This is a genomic window from Nitrospira sp. SG-bin1, assembly GCA_002083365.1.
GTDB lineage: Bacteria > Nitrospirota > Nitrospiria > Nitrospirales > Nitrospiraceae > Nitrospira_D.
In genome coordinates this window covers 124297-148534 of the sequence record LVWS01000005.1, presented here as the reverse complement: position 1 = coordinate 148534, position 24238 = coordinate 124297, and the positions used below count along the sequence as shown (strand labels likewise).

Here is a 24238-nt window from a genome sequence, read left to right as displayed (position 1 = left end):
TTCAGCACTTCTCGTCGTGCCATGCCGCCAGCGCTAATCTCGGTCTTCTTTTATTACCCATGTTATCCATCAGACAGAGGCCAACCGTAGACCGACTTCATCGAGATGTCTCAGTAGGTCCGCCGGATCGTGGTACACGCGGTAGGCGCCCGCCCGTTCCAATTCCTCTTGTCCATAGCCGCCCGATAAGAGGCCGATCGAAAGAGCAGAGGCACGACGAGCCGCCAACAAATCCCATACGCTGTCGCCCACGATCACACAACGACTCATCGGCACTTTCAACCGTTTCCCTGCCTCTAAAAAGAGGTCGGGGTCAGGTTTGGCGAACCGGACATCGTCCCGCGTGACAATCGGCACATCAGAATGGAGTTTCAAAAGAGTAAGCGCGTGGCGGGCATTCTCCAGGCGCCCACTCGTCGCGATGGCATACGGAATGCCGTGACGTGCCAATGTAGCCAGAAGATCGTGCGTGCCGGGTAAGACTCGCAGGGAGGGTGCCTGCCTGGCATAAGCATCACGGTGAACGTGCTGGATGTGCCTGGCTTCTGTTTCGGACAGCGGTCGGCCGGCCTCACGCAACAGTGCGGAAAGCATCAAGCCGCCGCTCATGCCGATCTGGCGATGAATGCGCCAGACGGGCAGCTCGATATCCGCCGCCTGTGTCGCCTCCCTCCAGGCCAATACATGTTGATACACGCTGTCCACCAGTGTTCCATCCAGATCGAAAAGGAACGCCAGGACATCGGGATCGGAACGAACAATCATCATGATCAGCGTTCGAGCTTGGCATCCATCGTGATCGTCGCGTTCAAGAGTCGAGAGATCGGACAACCGGTCTTCGCCGCTTCGGTCGCTTTGTTCCACGCCGCCTCATCGGCGTTGGGCACCTTGCCTCTGACGTCCAAGAGAATGGTGGTCACGGTCCACCCGGCCTCCACCTTATCGAAGGTGACGGTGGCCGTCGTGTGGAGCTTCTCTGGTTTCAGGCCGGCTTCTCCCAACTGGACCGAGAGCGCCATGGTGAAACAGCCGGCATGGGCGGCAGCGATCAGTTCTTCGGGATTCGTTCCTTTGCCGTTCTCGAATCTCGTCGAAAACGAATAGGGAGTTTGGGATAGGACACCGCTCTCAGTCGACACCGTGCCTTTACCGCTCTTGAGATCACCTTGCCATATCGCCGATCCCGTACGTTTCATAATACCCTCCATACATTGATATTGAACCGATACCAAGTAGCGAATAGATCGCTCCTACGGATCTCCGTATCAGCGACGTGCCATTATGTGTAGGTGATGGGGTGAACAGAGCTAGGGAATATCCGAGGCGTGATCGTCAGCTGGAAAATGCGAAGAGCCTGCACCAGAATCTCTGGACCGTCGAACTTCTACGCTCAATCGATTCATTTTTGGACAAGGTCTTCGAGCTGAATGAGAAAGGGTCTCTGGCCCGGAAGGATCTTTCGATGGGCAGTGGGGAGATCGAACCAATCAGCGCGGTCAACCTCACGGAATTCTTGATGCATACCTGACTTCGGTGGCCATTCCATCCGAAAACTGTTGCTCCGAATTGATCGTGCATCGACTTCCCCCTCAACGGCCCAAGCGGAAATGACTTTTCCACTCGGTTGACGCAAGGGGCTCAGGGGAACTGTCTCACCGGAAATTCCAAAACCGGTTTCTTCATGAAATTCTCGCTTGGCAGCCTCCAGCGCATCGGTCCCTTCATCATACTCGCCTTTCGGAATCGACCAGGCTCCATCATCTTTCTTCGCCCAGAAGGGACCACCGGGATGAACCAGCAGGACGTGGATAGTCTTGTGCCGTATTCGATAAAGCAGAATCCCGGCGCTTAGTTCTTTCCCCATGCCACGGCTTACGCCGAATCGTACGTCATGTCAGTAAGAAAATTCGACGTTGAACGAGTGGCGCTTATGCGGCCATCTGGGCAGAGGATGGACGATCCCGATTCTGACGGGTCCGCAGGCGCAAACTCAAAGCAATCATGAAGCCGCCGAATACCATCGCATAGGTCCCGAGATACCAGACTAATCCGATGGTACCGGCATCAGGAAAAAATGCGAGAAGAAAGCCCAGGACTATGGACAGGATGCCTGAAAGGGCTAACAGCCATTCACCCTCGATTTCTTTACGCAGCTTTACCGCAGCCGCGACCTCTAATCCCCCCGTGATGAGCGCCCAAGCCGACACCACGTAGACTAATGCGAGCGCCGTGATGCCGGGCCATACAAAGCTGATGATAGCCGCACCGATTCCAGCGATGCCCGACAGCAACAGCGCCCACCATGGTTTTTGCCGGGTCGTTTGCCGCCATGCGGCTACGAGGTTGAAGAGTCCGTCCAAAAAGGCATAGGCGCCGAACAGATAGACGAGCGCCAGCAAGGTGGAAAGCGGCATGAAGAACGCGACGACACCGAGGAGAATACCAAGCAATCCCCGGAGCGTCATCGCCCACCATCGCATCGGAAGTTTATCCAGCTCTTTTTCAGATGGAATCGCAGTCGGTATAACCATACGAGAAGGATATCGCTCCTCCCTTGGGGATAAGACAGGGAGATTCCCCAGGTTGGTCGTACTTCTGTAGAAAAGATATTGGACGGAGGGCATCGGCCAAGTTCCTCATCGAGTCGTAAAGATAGTCAATATATTCTCTACTTCACCGCTCGGCTGGCCAAATTTCACCCTAGTACATGCCTCATCAAGTGTGGTACGGTCACTTCGCACCCCAGTCGCCGTAACCATCTACAGCGGACTGAGCTCATGAGGCATGCGGGTATTCTCACGGGCGGTATGGTGGTATTGATGCCCCACGTCGGGACCTGCATCCCCATCATTGTGCCCCTTCACCTCGAACTCACGACTTCGTTGACTGTGACCGGTTCTGGTTCGGCATGTTCTTCGCAAAAATGTCAACCAAACCTTCAATGAGATGCCGTAAAAACGTGTGATGCAAGGATGTTAACATCATGAGCAAAATGAGCAGGTGGCTGCAGCCTCCGTCCAAGGATTCTCTGGAACAACAATACCAAGAGCTGGCCAATCTCTTGCGGGCCAAGGAACGGCTGCTCGAGACGACGTCTCATGACTTGAAGGTGAAGACTGCAGCGATGCAGGTGCTCGAACAGAAAGTCATGTCGTCCGAGACCCAGTTCTCTTCAGCCCAACGGGAGTTGACTGCTCGTGGCGAACAATTGAAGGCGCTCGAAGCAGAACTGGCTCTACGGTCAAGACGAGTGGCCGACCTGGAGGCTGAAGGCGTGGCGGCACGTCAACATGCAAGCGAGCTCAATGCGATCATCGCCACTCAAGGGGATGACCTTCGCGGGGCCCAACAGGCCCGTGAAGTCCTCAAGGAGGAAATCCGGGTGTTGCGCGACCATGTCACGCAACTCAACGAGGGCCTGGCCGACCGGGACCAAGTCCGAGCCCGCATGGAAAAACTAGAATCGGCACAAGATCGCGTGCATCTGCTAGAGGTCGAACTGAGCGATCGAGAAGCGGCCCATCGCCGTAGGATTCAGCAACTCGAACAGGTTCTTGCGGAACGTGACCGGCGCATCGGTGAGTTCGATGCCGCCGCCGCGGCGCAGCTGGATGAGCTCCGTGGGGCGCAACAGGCCTCTCAGACCGCCGAGCAGGCCCGCGAAGTCCTCAAGGAAGAGATCCGGGTGTTGCGCGACCACATCGCCCAACTCAACGAGGGTCTCGCGGACCGGGAGCACCTTCGTGCTCAGGCGAAACAGCTGGAGGCAGTGCAAATCCGCGTCAATCAGCTGCACGTCGAACTGAGTGATCGGGAGTCGGCTCATCGCAGCGCAATTCAGCAGCTCGAACAGGCCCTTGCGGAGCGCGACCGGCGCATCGGCGAGTTCGATGTGGTCGCGGCTGCGCAGATGAACGAACTTCGCGGGGCCCAACAGGCCGGCGAGGTCCTCAAGGAAGAAATCCGGGTCCTGCGCGACCATATCACGCAACTCAACGAAGGCCTGGCCGACCGGGACCAAGTTCGAGCCCGCATGGAGAAACTGGAATCGGCACAAGATCGTGTCCATCGGCTGGAGATCGAACTGAGTGATCGGGAGTCGGCTCATCGCAGCGCAATTCAGCAGCTCGAACAGGCCCTTGCGGAGCGCGACCGGCGCATCGGCGAGTTCAATGCCGCCGCCGCGGCGCAGCTGGATGAGGTCCGTGGAGCACAGCAGGCCTGTCACACTGCCGAGCAGGCTCGCGAGGTTCTCAAAGAAGAAATCCGGGTGCTGCGCGACCATATCGCCCAGCTCAACGAGAACCTGGCGGACCGGGATCGGCTCCGGACCCAGGTGAAGAAACTGGAATCCGTGCAAGCCCGGGTCCATCAGCTGGAAGTCGAACTGAGCGATCGGGAGGCGGCTCATCGCGGTACGATTCAGCAGCTTGAACAAGCCCTTACGGAGCGCGACCGGCGCATCGAGGAACTGATGCCGGTTACGTATCTCCTTCGCGAAAAGGAGGCAACGATCAAAGAATGGGAACGCACTCACGCGCGCACCGTGCAAGAGTTGGAAGCCGAGACGGCGAAACTGCAGGAACAATGGACGGCACAGGAACAACTCCGCGCGCAGCATGAGCTTGACGAGCAACATCTGCAAGAACGAGATGAACAGATTGCACATCTCCAGCGCGAGCTGCACGACCTCCAAGCGGAACGTCACGCCTTACAAACGGAAGTCCAGTGTATTCCGGGGAAAGACGAGCAGATCGATCGTCTGCAAAAGCGACTCAAGGAACTGCGGACCTCACTTCGCGCGACGCCGGCTTCTGCAACCGTCCTGTCTCATAAGCCTCGCCAGAATGGAGCTGGATCGGATGCTCCTGTCAGACCGCCGAAAGTCGGTAAGAGCGTACCGGAAGACGATCTCAAAAAGATCTATGGGATCGGGCCGGGGTTTGCACAGACTCTTCAGAAGCTGGGCACCCGCACCTTCATCCAGATCGCCCGTTGGAAACCGGAAGATATCGAGAAGATCGCCAAGAAGCTCGATACGGATCCCGACCGCATCAAACGGGAGAATTGGATTGCCGACGCCAAGAAGCAACATTACCGAAAGTATGGGGAACGGATCTAGCCATCTCATTAATGCACCTTGTGTCCGGTGTCCCGCTGAGTGACTCCCCCACCCTGTCCCGTGACGTTCATCGACCATCCCATGTGCCTTGGCCGATCAAGCCAAATGAGTTGGCGTGAAATCTTGTTGAGATGCGAATATCTCTGTGGATGTGTCTTGATCGAACAACCTTGAGGAACCAACGGAGCTGCGTCACCCCTGGTCTGCTTGATCGCCCACTCATACCCTAGTACAGATGGCGTCAAATATGGTACCGTGGCGCCTCGCGAGCCGGTAACCACGTCATCTATACCAAGTTGATCCCATGAAGCGTGCGTGGATTCTCAGCGGAGGTGCAGTGGCGCTGATCCTGCTCGCCCTGGTGTGCATTCCACGGCATCTCGCCTCATGGTCGCGGTCCACCGCCGTGACCCCCGCCTCATTCCATGCCAGTTTTGAACAGGGCCGGTTGGTCTTTCGCGGCTCGTTGCCCAATGAGCGCAGCAGGGCCACGATTCTTGAGCAGGCGAATATTCTCTCGGCAAAGACACGAACGCGTGTAGTCGACCAGTTCATCGTCGATAAGCAGGTCACGGCGGCCGCCTGGGTCGACACCGTTCCACAGATCTTGCCGATCTTGGGCCTGATGATCGAGCGCGGGTCCATCATGATCGACGGACGGTCGCTGGTCGTGATCGGCCAAGTGGCCGGTCATCGCGAGAAAGCCGATGTCCTAAAGGCTCTGGCTCCGGCGATACGCGCAGGTTTAAAGATTGAAGATCGTGTGCAGGTGGCATCGGCGACCGCGTCGGCATCCGCCGTTGTTCCTCTGTCGGCGCTCCAACTGTCGCTGAACCAAGTTCTGGCAAAATCACCCCTCGAGTTTGAGCCCAATAGTGCCAGGATCACGACCAACGGACAGGCGGTCCTGGACCAAATCATCGTTCTCTTGCGGAAGGCTCCCCACGCGCCGATTGAGATCGCAAGCCATACCGACGCTGTTGGTCAGACGGAACTCAACGTCCAACTGAGCCTGCATCGCGCCGAAGCCGTCAAGCAGTACTTGACACGTCATGGGCTCACGAATCCGGTGACCGCAATCGGCGCCGGTTCGATGCACCAGCCCTCACCGGGGAGGCAGGAAACCGGTCTCCCACATAATCAACGGATCGAATTGCTGATGTAAGGAGTGGAGAACGTATGATCACGCTGATCAGCCAGATGGTCGGATGCCTCCTCACCGCGGCAGGTATCGGTGTCGCGGTCGGCTGGTTGTTGCGGTATCACCTCAAGAATTCGCCGGATCAACAAAGCCCGGACCTGGCCAATCTGTTGCGGACCAAGGAACAGATGTTGGAAGCGACCTCGCATGATTTGAAGGTCAAGATCTCCATGGTGCAGATCCTCGAGCAGAAGCTCCATTCATCCGAGGCGCTGTACTCCTCGGTCCAACGGGAGCTCACCGCACGCGGCGAACGGCTGAAGGTGCTCGAAACAGAACTGGCCGGGAGGTCGAAACAACTGACGGACTCGGAGGCTCAAGGAGCGTCCGCACGCCGGAGCGTGAGTGAGATGGAGTCCATCGTGGCGGCACAGGCGGAAGAGCTGCGCGGGGCGCAACAGGCCTGCCGGACTTCGGACCAAACCCGCGAGGTGCTGGAGCAGGAAATTCGGGTCTTGCGCGAACATATCGCTCAGCTCAACGAGAACCTGGCGGACCGGGACCGGCTCCGGGCGCAGGTGGAGAAGCTCGAGTGGGCGCAGGGCCGCGTGCATGAACTGGAAGTCGAACTAAGTGACCGGGAGGCCGCCCATCGCGGCACGATCCATCAGCTCGAACAGTCCATCACCGAACGAGACCACCGCATCGGCGAGTTCGATGCCATCGTGGCGGCGCATGAGGAAGAGCTGCGCGGGGCGCAACAGGCCTGTCGGACTTCGGACCAAACCCGCGAGGTGCTGGAGCAGGAAATTCGGGTCTTGCGCGAACATATCGCTCAGCTTAACGAGAACCTGGCGGACCGGGACCGGCTCCGGGCGCAGGTGGAGAAACTCGAGTGGGCGCAAAGCCGCGTGCATGAACTGGAAGTCGAACTGAGTGACCGGGAGGCCGCCCATCGCGGCACGATCCATCAGCTCGAACAGTCCGTCACGGAACGAGACCACCGTATTGAAGAGCTGGTGCCGGTCACGCATCTTCTGCGTGAGAAGGAATCAGAGGTCAAACAATGGGAGCGAACACACGCACGCACCGTTCAAGAACACGAAGTCGAGGTCGCGAAGCTTCGCGACCAATGTGCGGCCCAGGAACAACTTCATGCGCAGCATCTTCGGGATGAGGAACAGTTGCGGGAACGGGACGAACAAATCGCCGCTCTCCACCGTCAACTGGGAGACCTTGAGGTCGAACGTGAAGGTCTACGGCAAGAGGTGCAGGCTATTCCAGGAAAAGATGAACAAATCGACCGTCTGCAAAAGCGGCTCCGAGAGCTGCGAGCGTCACTTCGTGCCACCGCAGCCCCGACAACCGTAGGACCTCGTCAGTCCGGCCAGAATGGAGGTGAACGGAGTGTTCAGGCAGGATCGTCCAAGACCAGTAAAGAGATGCAGGAGGACGATCTCAAAAAGATCTATGGGATCGGGCCGGTGTTTGCACAGACACTCCAGAAGCTGGGCACCCGCACCTTCATCCAGATCGCCCGCTGGAAACCGGAAGACATCGAGAAGATCGCCAAGAAGCTCGATACGGATCCCGACCGCATCAAACGGGAGAATTGGATTGCCGATGCCAAGAAACAACACTACCGAAAGTATGGGGAGCGGCTCTAGCAGGATGCTGAAAAAGTCCGCCAGCTTTGTTTTCCCGGAGTATGATTCGCCTCTTTACTCGCGGTGGCCTCGCTGGACGGCCATTATGAGCATCCTGTCTGACTGTTTGGTGTCGTCTCACACATCAAGATTCATGATGGCTTGAGGAGTCCAAGGGAGTTTTGGCGCAGCCTGCCAGTCATCTCACAAGAGGTGGTTTCGAGGTGTCGTTGTATGATGTGGCTGATGTGCCAAGCCCCTCGTCGTTGACTCCTTCTCATGTCCTGACTACAATCAAACAACGAGGTCTATCTTTTCGTGGCTTCCTCTTTCGTTCATCTGCATCTCCATACCCAGTTCAGCCTTCTCGACGGCGCGAATCAAATCGAGCCGCTGGTTCATCAGATTAAATCCTTCAACCAGCCGGCCGTGGCGATGACCGACCATGGCAACATGTTCGGCGCGATCGAATTTTATCGCAAGGCGAACGAGGTGGGTATCAAGCCCATCATCGGTTGTGAAGCCTATATGGCGCTCGGCAGTCGCCATGCGAAGAAGGACAGCGGGCTTGCGCACAACGATTACTACCATTTGATCCTCCTCGCCAGAAACCTCACCGGTTATCAAAATCTTATCAAGCTCGTCAGTAAAGGATATCTTGAAGGCTTCTACTATAAACCTCGTATAGACAAGGAGCTGTTGAAATTGCATCACGACGGCATCATCGCTCTCTCCGGCTGCCTGAGCGGTGAGATTCCCTATCTGATCGGCCAGAACGACATGGAGGGCGCCCTGGCGGTGGCGGGCGAATTTCAAGAAATCTTTGGGAAGGATCACTTTTATCTCGAGGTGCAGGCAAACGGGCTCGACCATCAGCGGATCGCCAATGCCGGACTGATCGAGATCCATAAAAAGCTCGGAATTCCCCTGGCCGGCACCAATGATTGCCACTACCTGAAGAAAGAGGATGCGCGGCCCCATGAATTGATGCTGTGTCTCCAGACGGGAAAGACGCTCAGCGACCCGAGCCGGATGAAGTTCGATACGGATCAGTTGTACGTCAAATCCACGGAGGAAATCGCTCCGGCATTTGCGGAGTTCCCAGGCGCCGTGACGAATACCTGTCGCATCGCCGATCATTGCTCGCTCGATCTCCCGCTGAACAAGACGCATCTCCCTCAATATCGCATCCCGGACGGGTTTACGGATCGCGAGTCCTATCTGGAACATCTCGCGCTCACCGGATTGAAGGAACGGCTGACGGAGCGGCCCGGCCGGGTGGCTTCCGCTGTCTACGATCAGCGCCTTCGAGAAGAGCTGATGGTCATCTGCTCGATGGGATTCGCCGGGTACTTTCTCATTGTCTGGGACATCATTCGGTTCGCACGGTCCAAGGGGATTCCGGTCGGTCCAGGGCGAGGGTCTGCCGCCGGGAGTCTCGTGGCTTACGCCTTGCGCATCACCGATCTTGATCCGCTGGTCTATACCCTTTTGTTCGAGCGTTTCTTGAACCCGGAACGCGTCTCCCTGCCCGATATCGATATGGATTTCTGCATGGATCGCCGTGGGGAAGTGATCAACTATGTGGTGGAGAAATACGGCAGCGATCATGTGGCTCAAATCATTACGTTCGGGACACTCGGGGCGAAGGCCGCGATCCGCGATGTGGGGCGTGTGTTGGAACTGTCGTATGCCGATGCGGATAAAGTGGCGAAGCTCGTTCCCAATCAATTGAACATCACGCTGCAGCAAGCGTTGGACACCGAGCCTCGTCTGCGTGAGCTGGTGGAGACGGATCCCAAGGTCAAGGAGCTCATGACCAATGCGCAATCGCTCGAAGGTCTGGCCCGTCATGCCTCCACCCATGCGGCCGGCGTCGTCATCTCCGAGGGACCGCTCACCGACCACGTGCCGCTCTATAAGGGCGCCAACGACGAAATCGTGACCCAGTACTCGATGGGAGACGTCGAAAAGATCGGTCTGGTCAAATTCGACTTCCTCGGGCTCAAGACCCTCACGATGATCCGGCGCGCCGAGACCCTCATCAACGACACGCATCGCGACTCCCCTCCCTTGGCGATCGATCGGGTCCCCTTTGATGATCCGGCGACCTTTGCCCTGTTGAGCTCGGGGAAAACGACGGGACTGTTCCAGCTGGAAAGTTCCGGCATGCGGGATCTCCTCACGGGCCTCAAGCCCGACCGGTTCGAGGACATCATCGCCATTATCGCGCTCTATCGCCCGGGACCGATGGATCTCATCCCGGATTTCATCAAGCGAAAACAGGGGAAGGTGCCGATCACCTATGACCTTCCGGAATTGGAACCGATCCTGAAGGACACCTATGGCGTGATCGTTTACCAGGAACAAGTGATGGCGATCGCCAATAAGATGGCCGGCTTCTCATTGGGCCAAGCCGATATTCTTCGCCGGGCGATGGGGAAAAAGAAGCCGGAAGAGATGGAGAAGTTGCGCGTCAAGTTCCTCGATGGCGCGAAGCACAAGCACATTCCTGAGAAAAAAGCGGAAAAGCTCTACGAACTGATCCAAAAGTTCGCCGGGTATGGGTTCAACAAGTCGCATGCGGCCGCTTATGCCGTGTTGTGCTATCAAACCGCCTATCTGAAAGAGCACTATCCGACGGAATTCATGGCGGCGCTCATGACGACCGACATGGGCAATCAGGACAAGCTGGTCGGGTATTTCACCGAATGTCGGGATCTGGGTATTAAAGTTCTGGGGCCTGACGTGAACGCCAGCCAAACGCATTTCGCCGTGGCCGACGGGGCCATTCGGTTCGGCTTGGCGGCCATCAAAAACGTCGGGGAAGGCGCCGTCGAATCGGTCTTGGCGATCCGCTCCCAAGCCGGTCCCTTCCGCTCGTTCTTCGACTTCTGCCGGAGGGTCGATCTTCACAAGGTGAATAAACGGATGTTGGAAGGTTTGATTAAAACCGGCGCGTTCGATTCGACCGGCGCCAAACGGGCCCAATTGCTGGCCGTGCTCGATCAAGCGGTGGACGAAGGCGCAGCGGCTCAACGCGAGCGTGAGCAGGGACAAATCAGTATCTTCGGTGTGGAACTGAACGGGCACAGCACCGCAACCGCCTTGCCCGCGCCTCCCCTGCCCACGATTGCGGAGTGGGACCAAGCGCAACGATTGAAATACGAGCGGGAGCTGACGGGGTTCTATATTTCCGCCCATCCCCTTGCCCGCTACGAGGCGACGCTGAGTGCCTTGTCAACCACGACGGCGGCGGGATTGAAAGATTGCGCGGACGGCGGCGAAGTGAAGATCTGCGGCATCATCGCCGCGATCAAATCGATGTTGACCAAGAAGGGCGATCGGATGGCGTACCTCACGGTGGAAGACCTGCAAGGGACCACCGAGGTGATCGTGTTTCCCGATTTATTCAGGACCGCGGGTGAGCTGATCGCACCCGAGCGGATCGTCCGCATCACCGGCACGATCGATCGTGGAGACAAGGGCACAAAAATCCGCGGGAGCAAGATCGAACCGCTGGCCGACGTCCAGGTGCAGGCCATCAAACGCATCCGCATCCGATTGAGCGATGGTCCCGAGGTTCGCGAGCGATTGCCTCGTCTGTTGGACGTCTTTCGGCGGCATCCGGGCGGTACCACGATCTCGATGTCGTTTCGAACCGAAGACACCTTGGAAGCGGAGACGGCGCCCCTCCCGCATCTCACGATCTGTCCCAGCGACCATTTTGTGTCGGATGTTGAGGAAGTGCTAGGCAAAGGGGCTCTCTCTTTGCTATCTTAGGGGCTGTGGCTGGACCGATTGGCTGATCCTTATACGGAATCGAACAGGACGATGCGCGATTACCTCGAATTCGAAAAGCCGATCCGAGAGATCGAAGAGAAGATCGAGAAACTTTCCGCGACGGCCTCCAGCGGCAAATCCTCTGTCCAAAACGACATCCGCAAGCTTCGAACGAAGCTCGCTCAAACCGAACACGAACTCTACAAAAATCTGACCCCCTGGCAACGAACGCAGGTGGCCCGCCACCCTCAACGGCCCAGCACCCTGGACTATATCAATGAGCTGACCCGAGACTTTCTCGAGCTCCATGGCGACCGGGTGTTTGGAGACGATCGGGCCATCGTGGGTGGGTTCGCCCGATTCAACGACCGCCCCGTGATGATCATCGGTCATCAGAAGGGCAAAACGCTCAAGGAGCGGATGCAGCGGAACTTCGGTATGCCTAATCCGGAAGGGTATCGCAAGGCCCTGCGCCTCATGAAGATGGCCGAAAAATTCCACCGTCCGATCCTGACCTTTATCGATACCCCCGGCGCCTATCCTGGTATCGGCGCCGAGGAACGCGGGCAAGCGGAAGCCATCGCCCGCAATCTGTTCGTCATGTCACGATTAACCGTCCCGATTATTTCAGTGGTCATCGGTGAAGGGGGAAGCGGAGGCGCCTTGGCCCTCGGCGTCGCGGATCGTGTCCTGATGTTGGAACATTCGATCTATTCGGTCATTTCACCGGAGGGCTGTGCCGCCATTCTGTGGGACAGTCCGGAAAAGGTTCCGGATGCCGCTTCCGCATTGAAAATGACCGCCGGTGATCTGCTTGAATTGGGCGTGATCGACACGATCGTTCCCGAACCGCTGGGCGGCGCCCATCGCGAGCCGAGAGCCATGTACGATTTGGTCGGGAAGGCACTGACCAATCAGTTGTTCGATCTGATTGATTTACCCGTCGAACAACTCATCACGCAACGGGATCAGAAATATCGAAAGATGGGGGCCGTCAGCGGTCTTCTTCCCGTTCACGCCTGACCGACATCGCGGCCGCACCCTACCCCTGCAGAAGTCCCGATGCATCGAATCGCCGTTCAATAGCCACGAGGATCCGTCGTGCCAGCGGCTGCCGATACGGCTCGAGCGCCGTCGCATCGAGATAGCGGTCCACCGTTCGCGGCAATTTTCGCCACCACGCACGTGCGGAGATCCGAGCTTGTTCGGCATCGACCCCCTCGACCTGGATGATGCGGCGAATCTCTCGCTCAAAGAACTCCACGTGGACCAGTTCATCCTCGCGGATCAAAGTCAAGTCCGGCCGCAGCGCCACGAGCAATGTCGCGAATTCGAGTCCCAGCGACTCATATCCATAGAGCTGGACGGCCAGCGCGGGCCATTGCCTGGGCACGGACGGAAGCCGTTCCCGTTCACGAGGTTGGCGGCCGATCATGGCTTCGAAGCGCGCCAGATGCTCTTGTTCATCTTCTTCGTGTTTTCGGAGAAAGACCGAGACGTTCAGAGGAACGTCTTGCACACGCGCCGATCGTACGGTCCACAGCGCCATGGCTTCCGCCTTGAGAAACCGTTCCAGAAGAGCGGTCTCGCACTCCGGTGGGAGCCGAATGGACATGGCCGTATCAGACGACATGATGACCGCATAGTACGCAACCTCCGGCCAGTTATCCACGCCCTTTCCCGACCGGACAGTGCGGAGGGTTGACTGACACCTGTCAACTGTGTACATCTTACACGTAGCTGCTCACCCGACCCGCTGCAACCCTCCGCGCGAGGGTTTCGGTCGGTCAACCCAATGAGGCTGCACGTATGACACGTCCTACCGCCACGGGATCTCCAATCGCTCAACGGGTTGCCCTGTGCATGCTTGCCTCGGTCCTGCTCTTGGAGGTTGGGTGTGTCAGTCGGCGTGTGTACGACAAGGTGAAGGCGGACACGGTGGAACAGACCCAAGCGTTGGAAACGGTACGCGAAGAAGTCAAGGAACTGGATCGGGAGATCGCCGGATGGCAGGCCTCGAACCGACGTGAAGATGCGGCGGTGTCCGAATTGCGTGCTGCCATTCAGCGTGAAGAAGAACAGTTGCCTGTCATGAGACAGCAGGCCGAGGACACGCTGTCGTTCCTCAAGACGCAGGTGGCGACCTTAATGAATCAGAGTTGGCATCTGGCGCGCAAGATCGCGGATATCCGACAGGAGAGTACATCCTTACAAGCCAAGGTCGCTCAGTATAAGGATGAAATGGAACAACCGCGATCGTCTGTCATGGTGGCGGCGGAAACGGAAAAGCCTGTCCTGACTCAGACCCTGATCTCCGAAGAGTCCATATCAGAGTCTCCGCTTGCCATTGAGCCTTCCCCAGATGGCGAACCGACACAGGTGGCACAAGCGGCCTCTCCTGCTCCAAACCACACACCCGTCACTTCCTCCGTGTCGTCGCCCTCCGTGAAGGTCGACCCGCCTTCGACAAACGATTCATGGATTGCGATGATTCTCAGCTGGCTCTCTGCCTTCTGGAAATGGTTACTGAGTTAGCGAGCCGCACTTCCGAGCACTTCTGATTGAACGAGGTCGAATGTTCAGTTATTACCAGGCTGCTCCTTGGGCCCATGCGGCGGCCGCACGTCCGGCGAGACGTCCGGTCGCCAGACAACCCGTGAGCAGATAGCCTCCCGTCGGCGCTTCCCAGTCCAACATTTCTCCCGCGCAAAATACTCCCGGCAATGATCGCAGCATCAAGTTGCCATCCAGCGCCTCAAACAAGAGGCCACCGGCCGAACTGATCGCTTCGTCCAACGGACGAGCACTCTCGAGAACAATCGGCAGAGCTTTGATCGCCTCAGCCAAACGTGCAGGATCGGCCAATACTTCGTTCGGTACCGCTTCGCGCAGAAGACCTGCCTTCACGCCTGCGATTCCGGCATGCCGTTGAAGATGCGTCGCGACTGAGCGTTTACCCCGTGGCCGAGAAAGATCTTGTAACAGTCGCTGCAGTGAACGATCCGGAGCGAGATCAAGCCGCAAGGTTGCGGATCCAGTCCTTTCAATACAATCTCGGAGATGACTTGATACGGCGTAGATGACACCACCCTCAACGCCAGTCGCGGTAACGACGAACTCTCCCCTATGTTGAACCAGGGTACCGTCGATGGTCTTGACGGTGATTCGAACCGTCTTCACCGGATGTCCGGCGAACTTCGTGCGAAAGTGCTCGCCCCACCGGACGTCGAATCCACAGTTGGCCGGCTTGAGCGGAGCGATCGGGATCTTGTGTTCTGCAAGAATGTGAACCCACGCAGCATCGGAGCCGAGGTGCGGCCAGCTGCCACCTCCCAACGCCAACACCACCGCGTCGGCATGGACGTTCCGCGGCCCTTGCGGACTGGTGAACAGAAGCTTCCCTTCTTGATCCCACCCGCGCCATCGATGTCTGACATGGAACTGTACACCGGCTTGTCGTAAACGACGCAACCATGCGCGCAAAAGCGGGGCGGCTTTCAGATCGGTGGGAAAGATCCGACCGGACGTCCCGACAAACGTGTCCACACCCAGCTCATGGGCCCACGCTCGCAGAGCGGCGGGTGGAAATGATCTGATCACCGGTTCGAGTTCGGTTCGGCGAGGGCCATACCTCGGAAGAAAGGACTCCATGGGTTCTGAATGGGTAAGGTTCAAACCTCCTTTCCCCGCCAGCAGGAATTTTCTACCGACCGATGGCATGGAATCATAGATCTCCACGTCGGCGCCTCCGGCCACTGAGGCTTCTGCCGCCATGAGCCCGGCGGGGCCACCGCCGATAATGACCACTAAACCCATCGACAGCCTCATGCCCAGGAGTGACAGCATTCCTCGTAGCGTGGAATGCCTGTATTCAAAGTCAGTCTTTATTCTTAAGAATATTAATCTGGTGGAGCAAGGCTACAGAAATACAACTCTGCGCGCGCGCGGGACATTCTCTTGTATGGATTGCGCGGATTTCGCTTCGCGCGACGTGGTCCGACTCTTGCTCGGAGGAGATCGCTGCAACGGCGATGGCCATCGGTCAACAATGTTCATCGTGAACGTATTCACATGGTGTCTCATCCAACACTTGCCACAGGAGGACGTGTAATGCGTGTTCGAGCGACATGTTGCCTTGTGCTGGGCCTTGTCGGTTTATTATCCGGCGAGGCCGAGCAGGCCTTTGCAGCCGATGATCTGTCGGAAAGAAACAACCTCCATGTGACCAAGCCCACACGTTCACGGTTTCCCGATGATGTGTTTAGCCGTATGTTTCCTGGTCTTCCGCCCTATGCTCCACCGACCGATGAGGCACGGGAGCAGGCGAAAAGGCTGGGGGCCAAAGGGGGCATCATCGACGCTCTGGATCTCCTCACGGATCCGATCCAGTCAATCATCGATCCCGGCGCCCACAGTCCAAACAATCCGGATAACCCCAGCATGACGGCCGGGGTCACCTTCTTCGGGCAGTTTTTGGACCATGACCTCACCCTGGCGTTGAAAGCTCCGATTCTTGAGCAGACTCAGCCGAGACGCACCACAAACTTTCGCACGGCCGAATTCGACCTCGACAGCCTATACGGTAATGGTCCGGACGGATCACCTGAACTGTACGACACCAGCTCAGGCGACATCAAATTCCGTGTCGAAGCCATTCCGGGCTCCGAGCAGGTGTCCCGAAAAGGCGCGGTGCGATACGATCTTCCGCGTGATCCACACAACAATGCGATCATCGCAGACAGTCGGAACGATGAAAATATTCTGCTCGCTCAGTTTCATCTCGCCATGCTGAAGTTTCACAATGCCGTCATTGATCGATTGCGCGCCGATCCGACGCAGGCTCATCGCTCCCCGAGGGATATTTTCCGAGAGGCGCGCCGCCAAGTGACTTGGCATTACCAATGGATCATCGTCAATGAGTTCCTACCGATGACCATTGGGCAAGATCGGACGGTTGAAATCTTACGGAACGGTCCGCGGTTCTACAGAGTTCACGACCGAACTCAAGATTCTCTCTTTCGGAGCCCTCGACGAGAACCGTTGATTCCGGTGGAGTTTGCCGTAGCCGCGTATCGATTCGGCCATTCACAAGTTCGTCCCAGCTACCGGTTGAATTTCGGATCGGCCCCCGGTCAAGAGTTCTTCGCCTTCATCTTCGACGATTCAGCCGATCCGAATGATCCCGACCCAAACGACATGCGCGGCGGCAAGCGGGCCGCCCGTCGGTTCGTCGATTGGCAGACCTTCTTCAAGTTCGACGATAACTTCAGGTTCAACAAGCGGATCGACGCGAAGCTGTCCACTCCCCTCCTGCATCTCCTTGGGTCACGCGGACCAGCACCCGGGATGCCGGCGGACGGCATTCAGTCCCTGGCCTCTCGTAATCTCATGCGTCACGTGAACTTTGGTGTTCCGTCAGGGCAAGCGATCGCGAGAGCCATGGGTGTTCCGGTTTTGACTCCGGCCCAACTCGTGGAACTGGCGTCATTCGGCATGGATAAGAGTACCCCGCTGTGGTACTACATCCTGAAGGAAGCTGAAGTTCTTGAGCAGGGCTTGCGGATGGGGCCGGTTGGAGGCCGTATCGTCGGCGAAGTATTCATCGGCTTACTCAAAGCCGATAAGGACTCATACCTGGTCGTGGATAAGAACTGGAAACCGACCCTGCCGTCCGAGAAATCCGGCGATTTCGAGATTACCGATCTCTTGAAGTTTGCTGGCGTCGTCCATCCTCTCAATTAGACCTTGCTCATCTCGATGGGTATCCTCTCAGCAGAGGGTACCCATCATAAGTCTTCATAGGTTTGTTTCCGGCATGTTCGTGGTCAGTGTCCCTGTAATCACGTTCGGCACACAGCAATCATTGCGCTCCGGATCACCTGCCTGTACTTTGGGTTTAATGAAACAGCCGTTGAGATGGTCGTCCACCATACCCACTGCCTGCATGAAGGCATGGATGATCGTGCTCCCAATGAAACGGAACTCGCGTTTCTTCAGATCCTTTGAAAGCGCATCGCTCTCCGAACTCGTGGCCGGTACACCGGCCCTGGTGCGCCTGCGATTCAGCTTTGGTTTTCCGCCCTTGACGGTGGGTGAAGTGTTTTCCGTCATGGGGAGGAACCGCTGAATTCACATCCTCTCTCTGCATTCAAGCTCTGATTGACGGTTGATAATCTTGTGCGCTTGTCATCGACTTCTACGAAGGATCCTTCCAGCACCCGGCGGGTAATGAGAAGCCCCGCCAAATGATTGCCCGCCGCATTCAGATGGGGATCGTGGGCCCAATACAAGTCTTGAGGATTCGCTCTCGAACTACCGGCGCAGTCCGCATACCGTCTGAATTCAGGCAAAAGGTCTATAAACGCGATATGTTCCTGTTGAAAGAACTCCGCCAGTCGTTGATTCGGATACTCCCACTGGAGATTGCGTTCTCGAGGTCGCATGGACTCATAGACCTGACTATTGTCTGGAAATATCACTACGAGCATAGTGGCCCCAACCGCTTCTACAGCTGAATTCAACTGTCGCAGGTTGTCGAGATGCCCTTCCCAAGCGTGTTTCAGCCAAGGAAACTCAGTAATGGACCGATACGCTTCTACTTCACTCAACGGAGGAGGCGGTTTGGTAAGACCAAGATCGGTAACTACACGGCGCAATGGAACTTCAGCTTTACTCAACAGGTCGTATAAAGTCGAATGCGCGGTCAGCCAAACTTTCGCGCGGTCGATGATGTCAATCGTGTTCGGTTCTAGAAATCTCTTTAACCGTGCACGTAATTCTTCATCTGAGCGGACGCGACGACCGCCACGCATGACACTGGCCAGCACCACCTTGTTAACCATGTAACCGTCCATCACCGTTCGAGCAGGGAACAAGTAGTCATCAAGCAGGTCATTCATCACGTACCCAACAATAACGAAACGCGGGCGCCCGGCGCGCCTAACGACGGTTTCCAGCTTGTGCCGCTCCTGGCGAGGACCGTATCCTGAGACACCGCACTTCAGGACCCTGACACCGATGAGCTGTTCGAGCGTTGCCCCCCAGGTTTGCTCAAGCTCGACATATCCCCAGGTAGCACTATCTCCAATCAGCAATACATAGCCATCTTCTTGGTCGAATGACCGATCGCGGCAACCTACGCTGTTCGAAGTGACTGTAAACGGAGCACCGTACGTATGGATGTAGTCCGGAAGTGAGAAAGAATCACCAGTAAAATTCTTAGAAATATCATAGCCGTTGATCAAATCACCTTCAAAGTAAAACCGGGGATAGAGACCCGTGCGAGGTATGTTGAAATTGCCTGGAGTTGCAAAGCCGGTCATCCGCAGGACTAGCTCACAAAATAGAGCGGCAGCCATCACGCTCAGCACTACGAGAGAGGTGTTGAAAAATACCTGCTTGAAGCTTCTCATTCCGTAAGAGCTCCCGCATGGGCCATAACGTCCTTCAATTCAGAAACAGTACGCCGCCCGCTCCAATCGCATCTTCCCGTCAGTTGCCACATGTCGATCAAAGGTAATGATGATGATTACCACGGCTCCTTGGCTATAGCCAAAAGAAACAAGAAAATTTTGAACCTTACATTCCCTTCTAGTTCTAGGATTCACTCACCCGTCACTCTTGCTGTCCTCAGCTTCATCTCTATCGTTTGGAGCCCATGACATGAGACCTATATTGCCTATCGACCGCTTGGTCAAGCAGCAAAGGACTTCTCGGACCTTGCGCCCCTGATGAGGTACAGAAGAGCTTCGTGGCCTGCATTCACGGAGTTAGGGACTCAGGTGCGTCCCGGTTCTCCTTGCCGGCGAGATTGGTTCGTGAAGGGAGCCGCATCATCCACCATCTGGATCAGGCCGGTGGGATCCGTCGCCTGATCGCCTGCGAACCAGGTACAGATAGTACCCCGGAAACCGTCAAGACCCGGTTGCGTCCAGCATAACGAGTGACAGGCCGTGCCGGTACGCCCTGGGCTCACTCCTCGGTAGACCGAGGCGTGCCGGTCGCCGACAGTGCCGCCGCACGCAGCCATAGGGGTCGGGTCTTGAACTGTGCATGGCGCAGAACTGCAGGTTCGGCCTCGTTCCATTCCTACCGGACAGCCCCCACGTTTGCCGACGTTATTCTCCTCATTATGCCGCGCCTTTGACGCGAGTCTCGATGGAGTGCTTTGGCCACGGCACGTGGATTGTGCGCTGCCACGCGCAGCAGGCCAAGGGCCGGGCCGTCAGGCATGCGACGTCCCTGCTCCCAGTTACGCAAGGTTGCGACGCTGCCCCCAATCATGAGGGCAAACTCGGTCTGCGACGCGTCAAACTTTTCGCGGATGCTTTTCACATCAGTCGGCCGAAACGTAGCGATGCGCGCCGGCTTCACATGGTGTTCCAGATGAGTGAGGGCGGTATAGAGCCGCGCTTCGCATCGCTAGGAGGAGGGGTCGGGAGTTTTATTCTGGCTGCCGAGGAATCCCATCCCACCTTACCCCCGAATAACAGGACCCACACCTAACGCACCACGACATGTTTATCCGCTGCCATACTGCAAATCAAGATCGTGCCCTAGAAAACGCATTGTATGTAGCGCCTTCTCTTAGTCCCCTTGGTCCCTCGCAAAGACCAGAATGCTGTTCGCGGGAATGACGATGGATGCAACAGACGGCAACCCATGTCTGCCGTCGCCGCCCGCAAAGACGCCGCCCTGATTGCCTGCCGTCCAGGGGTTGACCCAATTCTCGTACACATCGCTGTTGAAGACTTCGAGCCATGGACCTCCTTGAGGAAATCCCATCTCGTAGGACCAAAAGGTGGACTCATTGAGACTGCACACGACGACGACATCTCGGCCGACTCCGTCGATCCACCGGTGAAAGGCGATGATCCGATTGTCTTCGTGGACATGAAAGACATTGAGGTTTTCGCCACGCAAGGCCGGCTGCCGGCGGTGAAGCCACACCAACTCCTTCATGAACTGGAAATAATCTTTCATCGTCTTGTTGGATGCGAGCCCTTCCCAATGGATCAAATGTCCGGGATGCGCCTGCTCATTGTCGCTCCAGAATTTGTCTTCTAAAAATTCCTGACCCATGAACAGTATCGGAATACAGGGAGCCGTGAGGAGGAGTCCTGCCGCGACTCGTGATCGGCTCGTCGCATACCAGGAGTGCGGATTGTTGAAGTCTGCCAGCTTCGGGATGCGCGGTTCCCGATCGTCATGCCCGAGGTCGATGACATCATGGCTTTCAAGATACTCGACGGCCTGCCACCGGAATGGAACGTTGTGGATTCCATGTCGAAGCCGGCCGGCCAACTCCTCCATGTGGACGCGAGAGTCCCGACCGGCGGCGGCTTGGGCGATCATTCGCCGAATCGTCCGACGCAGACCATCGTGCCACACGGCATCAAAGCCCAATCCATGCGGCGGAGGCACGACAGCCTTGAAACGATCGTTGTGCCAAAATTCAGCAATGTGCGGCTTCCGCCGATCGAGATCGCGCGCCTTCTCCACGAGTCTCTGCGCAAAAAACCAGCCGCCATGTTCATCGATGACGGTCACCTGATCGTAGCGGAACCCATCCACCTTGTATTCCTCGATGAAGAATCTGGGGTTGTTGAGGAGGAATCCTTGGACATCTCTCGTGAAGTCGTTTTCCTGTCCTTCCCAAAAGGCAAAGACCGGGCCCGTATGGTCTTTATCGGTGAAGTACAGACTGTCGTTGGGATTGCCCCGCGGCATTTCATCGAAGAACCAGAGCCCGCTATTCTGATCCCGCACCGCGCCGCCCGCGTGATTGTAGACCACATCGAGGAGGACGGCGATGCCGTAGAGATGGCAGACATCGATCAACACTTTGAGCTGATTGATGGAGGTCCGGATCTCATCCAGAGTGAGTTCTCGCGCGCTGCGATTGCGAAGCAGCCGGTTGATTTTGGTCAGATAGTGGGCCTGCTCGACGGCGTTGGTTTCGCCGTAATCCATTTCCGGCGAAAACAAATCGATCCCATCGTAGCCTCGGCTGATCGGACTCGCGAACTCATGGATCGGCAGCAGTTCGATCGCGTTGATCCCTAAGTCTTGGAGATGCTCCAGGCGGTCGAGCACGTCGAGATATTGGCCGCCTCGCGTCGCTCGGCGATCGCGATTGGACGAATCCATCGCGAAGAACGTGCCGATGTGCAGCTCGTAAATGATCAGATCGTTGAATGCCGGCGGCCGAAAGTCCGTGACACGCCACCGGTAATGGCCGGGATCGCGGACGATGCAATTGCAGAGGGGATACTGAAACGTACCGGGATGGGTCTCGGGAGTCGTCAACTCGCGCGCGTACGGGTCGCGTTTGAAATTCTTACGGGTCGGGTCGCCCACCACGTAAAACAAATATTGATCGCCGTCCCGCACGCCATGGAGAAAGCCGGCCCAGTAGCCGCGATCATCTTTCTTCAATCGTAGCTCCGGCTTCTCCTTATCCCAGAGATCGGTCGTCCCAAAACGGCCGTTAAGATAGACCGCCTGGGCCCGCGGTGCCCATACGCGAAATGTGGCACCGTCCGCGATCAGGTTCGCACCCATCTTTGTGTCTTGAGAAATATGATCTTGCGTGACTTTCATAGAGAGCCTCTTCATCTGCCGCTGTTCCCACGCTTGGATTTCAACTTCTCGCTGTGTGATGAGGATCGCCGATTCAACAGAAAACTCCGAAGTGCGATCGCCTGGTTGTGTTCCTCATCCTTAGCAGAGTAGAGCAATGTCACGGAACCGGTCTTTGCCTGCTCTATGATCGTCGCCAGGAGCGCCGTCTTTTGTTTCAGCTCGGCATGGTAGCGACGCTGGAACTCCGCCCACCGCGCGGGATCGTGGTTGAACCATTTCCGGAGTGTCGTCGAGGGACCGATCTCACGGAGCCAAAGATCGATATGCGCATCCTCCTTCGATAAACCGCGCGGCCAGAGCCGGTCAACCAGGACACGGAATCCATCGGATTTGGCCGCCGGTTCATAGCCCCGTTTGACGAAGATCTTCATGCGACCGCTATTGTCCGATGGTCTCGATGACCGCCAGTTCATCCGGCGAGAGCGTGAACCGTTCACATTCGAGGTCTTCTTTCATGTGTTGAGGGTTCGTCGTGCCGGTCAAGGGCAACATGCCGATCTGCTGTGAGAAGCGAAACACGATCTGGGCCAGCCCGGTCTGATACTTGGCCGCCATGGTACGGATGGTTGGTTCAGCGAAGATCGCTCGATTGGCGGTGAGGAGCGAAAATCCTTGATAAATAATCCGGTTTGATTGGCAAATCTCCCGCACTTCTTTATCCCACCCGAAAGCCGCATAGCAACGGTTCTGCACCACCATCGGCTTGTGCTTGGCTTTCATGCACAGCAAGCTCAGTTGATCAGCCGTGACGTTGCTGATCCCGATCATCTTCGTCCTGCCCGCTTCATAGAGAGATTCGATCGCGGCCCAGACCTCCCAATCCTCAGCCCCTAAGCCACGCAGAGAATAGGGACCGTGCAGCACGTACGAGTCGAGATAGTCCGTGTGAAGATGCGCGAGTGAACTGGAGAAAGATTGTTGTACCTGTGTGGTGATACTTGCTCGGGCATCGTAGGGAAGACGATGATCCTGGCCGTTGAGTGGCGTGAACTTGGTTTGCAGAAACAGCTTGTCACGAGTGATGCCTTGCTTGGCCAATTGCAGCAATGCCTCTCCGACCCGTGCTTCATCATAATGGACGAGTTGATTCGCCGTATCGATCGCGGTGAACCCGGCATCGACCGCCTGCAGCACCAGCCCGGTGGTGGCCTCTTTCTTCCAGGCCGTGCCGTACATGAAGGAGGGAATTGAGACGTTATTATAGGTCGTCAATGGCATAGAAGAACTCCTTGATCGGTTCTCCTACCATATACGGTTCATGCCGGCGGTCTCAACGTGAGAATTGGGAGGTGTCACCTCTTTCCCGCTGGATTTGATTGATTCGCTGGCCTCCCGCAAGGGAGATGCTATTCTGGGAGCACGAGTCAGCCGCCCGGAACCGTCACGCTCTATACGAGTGGCGTATTTCATCCCTGGACCGGAGGAGCGCTAAAACCCTCTCGGAACAGCAGGGAGAACGGTCTCGGCATCGACGAATCCTTCACGATTCCCGGCGGACGCAGCAAACGGCATAGCCTCCGCCACCTATGCAGTTGAATTCATGGCGACCGTAGGCCGGATGCAAGCATGCTCGCATCCGGTGAATGAACAGCTCCTCCGCGAGTCCCAGATCTCCATGTGCCGTAGGGTCATGAAACGGCACACGAAAATGGAGGGAAAAGATACTGCTCGGGTCGTCGCGGGTGTGAAAACAGGCCTGGAGAGCTTGAAACATTACCTCTGGTATGGCATGGTCGCCGGCCATGGTCACGCTGTTGGCGGTGTCACAGGGTAAACCTACATTCCCACCGATCGCCACTTCAGTCCGAACTTCGCGGAGTGGTACCGGCAGGACGACACCGTCAGTACAGATTTGTCGAATCGCCGCACCACGACAGGACCAATCCAATCACAGCGTCCATG

General features: G+C 56.9%; 20 protein-coding genes. 8 read left to right on the top strand and 12 right to left on the bottom strand.

Annotated elements, in window-relative coordinates:
- Window positions 1–69: 69 nt before the first annotated feature.
- The 4 genes from A4E19_13170 to A4E19_13155 form a co-directional block, all read right to left on the bottom strand.
- Entirely contained in the window at window positions 70–765 is a 696-nt protein-coding gene (locus tag A4E19_13170; GenBank protein ID OQW37665.1) for an HAD family hydrolase, read from the bottom strand.
- A 5-nt stretch (window positions 766–770) separates the two neighbouring features.
- Window positions 771–1196: an osmotically inducible protein OsmC gene (locus A4E19_13165; GenBank protein ID OQW37621.1), complete on the bottom strand. Its 426-nt coding sequence runs from the start codon at window positions 1194–1196 to the stop codon at window positions 771–773.
- A 203-nt stretch (window positions 1197–1399) separates the two neighbouring features.
- Complete coding sequence (locus tag A4E19_13160) at window positions 1400–1864, bottom strand: hypothetical protein (protein ID OQW37620.1); 465 nt, start codon at window positions 1862–1864, stop codon at window positions 1400–1402.
- 64 nt (window positions 1865–1928) lie between these two features.
- A complete protein-coding gene (locus A4E19_13155; GenBank protein ID OQW37664.1) occupies window positions 1929–2480 on the bottom strand; it encodes a hypothetical protein in 552 nt (183 codons plus the stop codon).
- A 503-nt stretch (window positions 2481–2983) separates the two neighbouring features.
- On the opposite strand from A4E19_13155, the gene A4E19_13150 reads away from it, so the two are divergent.
- From A4E19_13150 to A4E19_13130, 5 genes are all read left to right on the top strand, one after another.
- Complete coding sequence (locus tag A4E19_13150; GenBank protein OQW37619.1) at window positions 2984–5122, top strand: hypothetical protein; 2139 nt, start codon at window positions 2984–2986, stop codon at window positions 5120–5122.
- 304 nt (window positions 5123–5426) lie between these two features.
- On the top strand, window positions 5427–6287 hold the full coding sequence (locus A4E19_13145) for a hypothetical protein (protein OQW37618.1): 861 nt from the start codon (window positions 5427–5429) through the stop codon (window positions 6285–6287).
- Between the two features lie 14 nt (window positions 6288–6301).
- Window positions 6302–7930 (top strand): hypothetical protein, encoded by a 1629-nt coding sequence (locus A4E19_13140; GenBank protein ID OQW37617.1) that lies wholly within the window; start codon window positions 6302–6304, stop codon window positions 7928–7930.
- Window positions 7931–8227: 297 nt separating this feature from the next.
- Window positions 8228–11692 carry a DNA polymerase III subunit alpha gene (dnaE, locus tag A4E19_13135; protein ID OQW37616.1) on the top strand — a complete coding sequence of 1155 codons (3465 nt, stop codon included), beginning with the start codon at window positions 8228–8230 and terminating at the stop codon, window positions 11690–11692.
- Window positions 11693–11743: 51 nt separating this feature from the next.
- Window positions 11744–12715 carry an acetyl-CoA carboxylase carboxyltransferase subunit alpha gene (locus A4E19_13130; protein OQW37615.1) on the top strand — a complete coding sequence of 324 codons (972 nt, stop codon included), beginning with the start codon at window positions 11744–11746 and terminating at the stop codon, window positions 12713–12715.
- A 19-nt stretch (window positions 12716–12734) separates the two neighbouring features.
- On the opposite strand, the gene A4E19_13125 is transcribed toward A4E19_13130, so the two are convergent.
- Window positions 12735–13364 carry a hypothetical protein gene (locus A4E19_13125; GenBank protein OQW37614.1) on the bottom strand — a complete coding sequence of 210 codons (630 nt, stop codon included), beginning with the start codon at window positions 13362–13364 and terminating at the stop codon, window positions 12735–12737.
- A gap of 137 nt (window positions 13365–13501) precedes the next feature.
- Between A4E19_13125 and A4E19_13120 the strand changes: the two genes are divergently transcribed.
- The gene (locus A4E19_13120) at window positions 13502–14227 is read left to right on the top strand and encodes a hypothetical protein (protein ID OQW37613.1); all 726 of its coding nucleotides are present in this window, start codon (window positions 13502–13504) and stop codon (window positions 14225–14227) included.
- Window positions 14228–14278: 51 nt separating this feature from the next.
- On the opposite strand, the gene A4E19_13115 is transcribed toward A4E19_13120, so the two are convergent.
- Complete coding sequence (locus A4E19_13115) at window positions 14279–15538, bottom strand: NAD(FAD)-utilizing dehydrogenase (protein OQW37612.1); 1260 nt, start codon at window positions 15536–15538, stop codon at window positions 14279–14281.
- Between the two features lie 264 nt (window positions 15539–15802).
- Here A4E19_13115 and A4E19_13110 point away from each other — a divergent pair, with 264 nt between their 5' ends.
- Complete coding sequence (locus tag A4E19_13110; GenBank protein OQW37611.1) at window positions 15803–17434, top strand: hypothetical protein; 1632 nt, start codon at window positions 15803–15805, stop codon at window positions 17432–17434.
- A gap of 54 nt (window positions 17435–17488) precedes the next feature.
- Here A4E19_13110 and A4E19_13105 read toward each other — a convergent pair whose 3' ends face one another.
- Entirely contained in the window at window positions 17489–17803 is a 315-nt protein-coding gene (locus A4E19_13105; GenBank protein ID OQW37610.1) for a hypothetical protein, read from the bottom strand.
- Window positions 17800–19104 (bottom strand): hypothetical protein, encoded by a 1305-nt coding sequence (locus A4E19_13100; GenBank protein OQW37609.1) that lies wholly within the window; start codon window positions 19102–19104, stop codon window positions 17800–17802. Before A4E19_13100 ends, A4E19_13105 begins: the two co-directional genes overlap by 4 nt.
- A 745-nt stretch (window positions 19105–19849) precedes the next feature.
- On the opposite strand from A4E19_13100, the gene A4E19_13095 reads away from it, so the two are divergent.
- Entirely contained in the window at window positions 19850–20197 is a 348-nt protein-coding gene (locus tag A4E19_13095) for a hypothetical protein (GenBank protein ID OQW37608.1), read from the top strand.
- 81 nt (window positions 20198–20278) lie between these two features.
- On the opposite strand, the gene A4E19_13090 is transcribed toward A4E19_13095, so the two are convergent.
- From A4E19_13090 to A4E19_13075, 4 genes are all read right to left on the bottom strand, one after another.
- Window positions 20279–22294 carry a hypothetical protein gene (locus A4E19_13090; GenBank protein ID OQW37607.1) on the bottom strand — a complete coding sequence of 672 codons (2016 nt, stop codon included), beginning with the start codon at window positions 22292–22294 and terminating at the stop codon, window positions 20279–20281.
- An 11-nt stretch (window positions 22295–22305) separates the two neighbouring features.
- Window positions 22306–22707, bottom strand: a complete 402-nt coding sequence (locus tag A4E19_13085) for a hypothetical protein (protein OQW37606.1) — start codon at window positions 22705–22707, stop codon at window positions 22306–22308.
- 7 nt (window positions 22708–22714) lie between these two features.
- Window positions 22715–23554, bottom strand: coding sequence for a xylose reductase (locus tag A4E19_13080; protein OQW37605.1), 840 nt, complete (start codon window positions 23552–23554; stop codon window positions 22715–22717).
- Between the two features lie 262 nt (window positions 23555–23816).
- Window positions 23817–24224 (bottom strand): hypothetical protein, encoded by a 408-nt coding sequence (locus tag A4E19_13075; GenBank protein ID OQW37604.1) that lies wholly within the window; start codon window positions 24222–24224, stop codon window positions 23817–23819.
- Window positions 24225–24238: the final 14 nt, after the last annotated feature.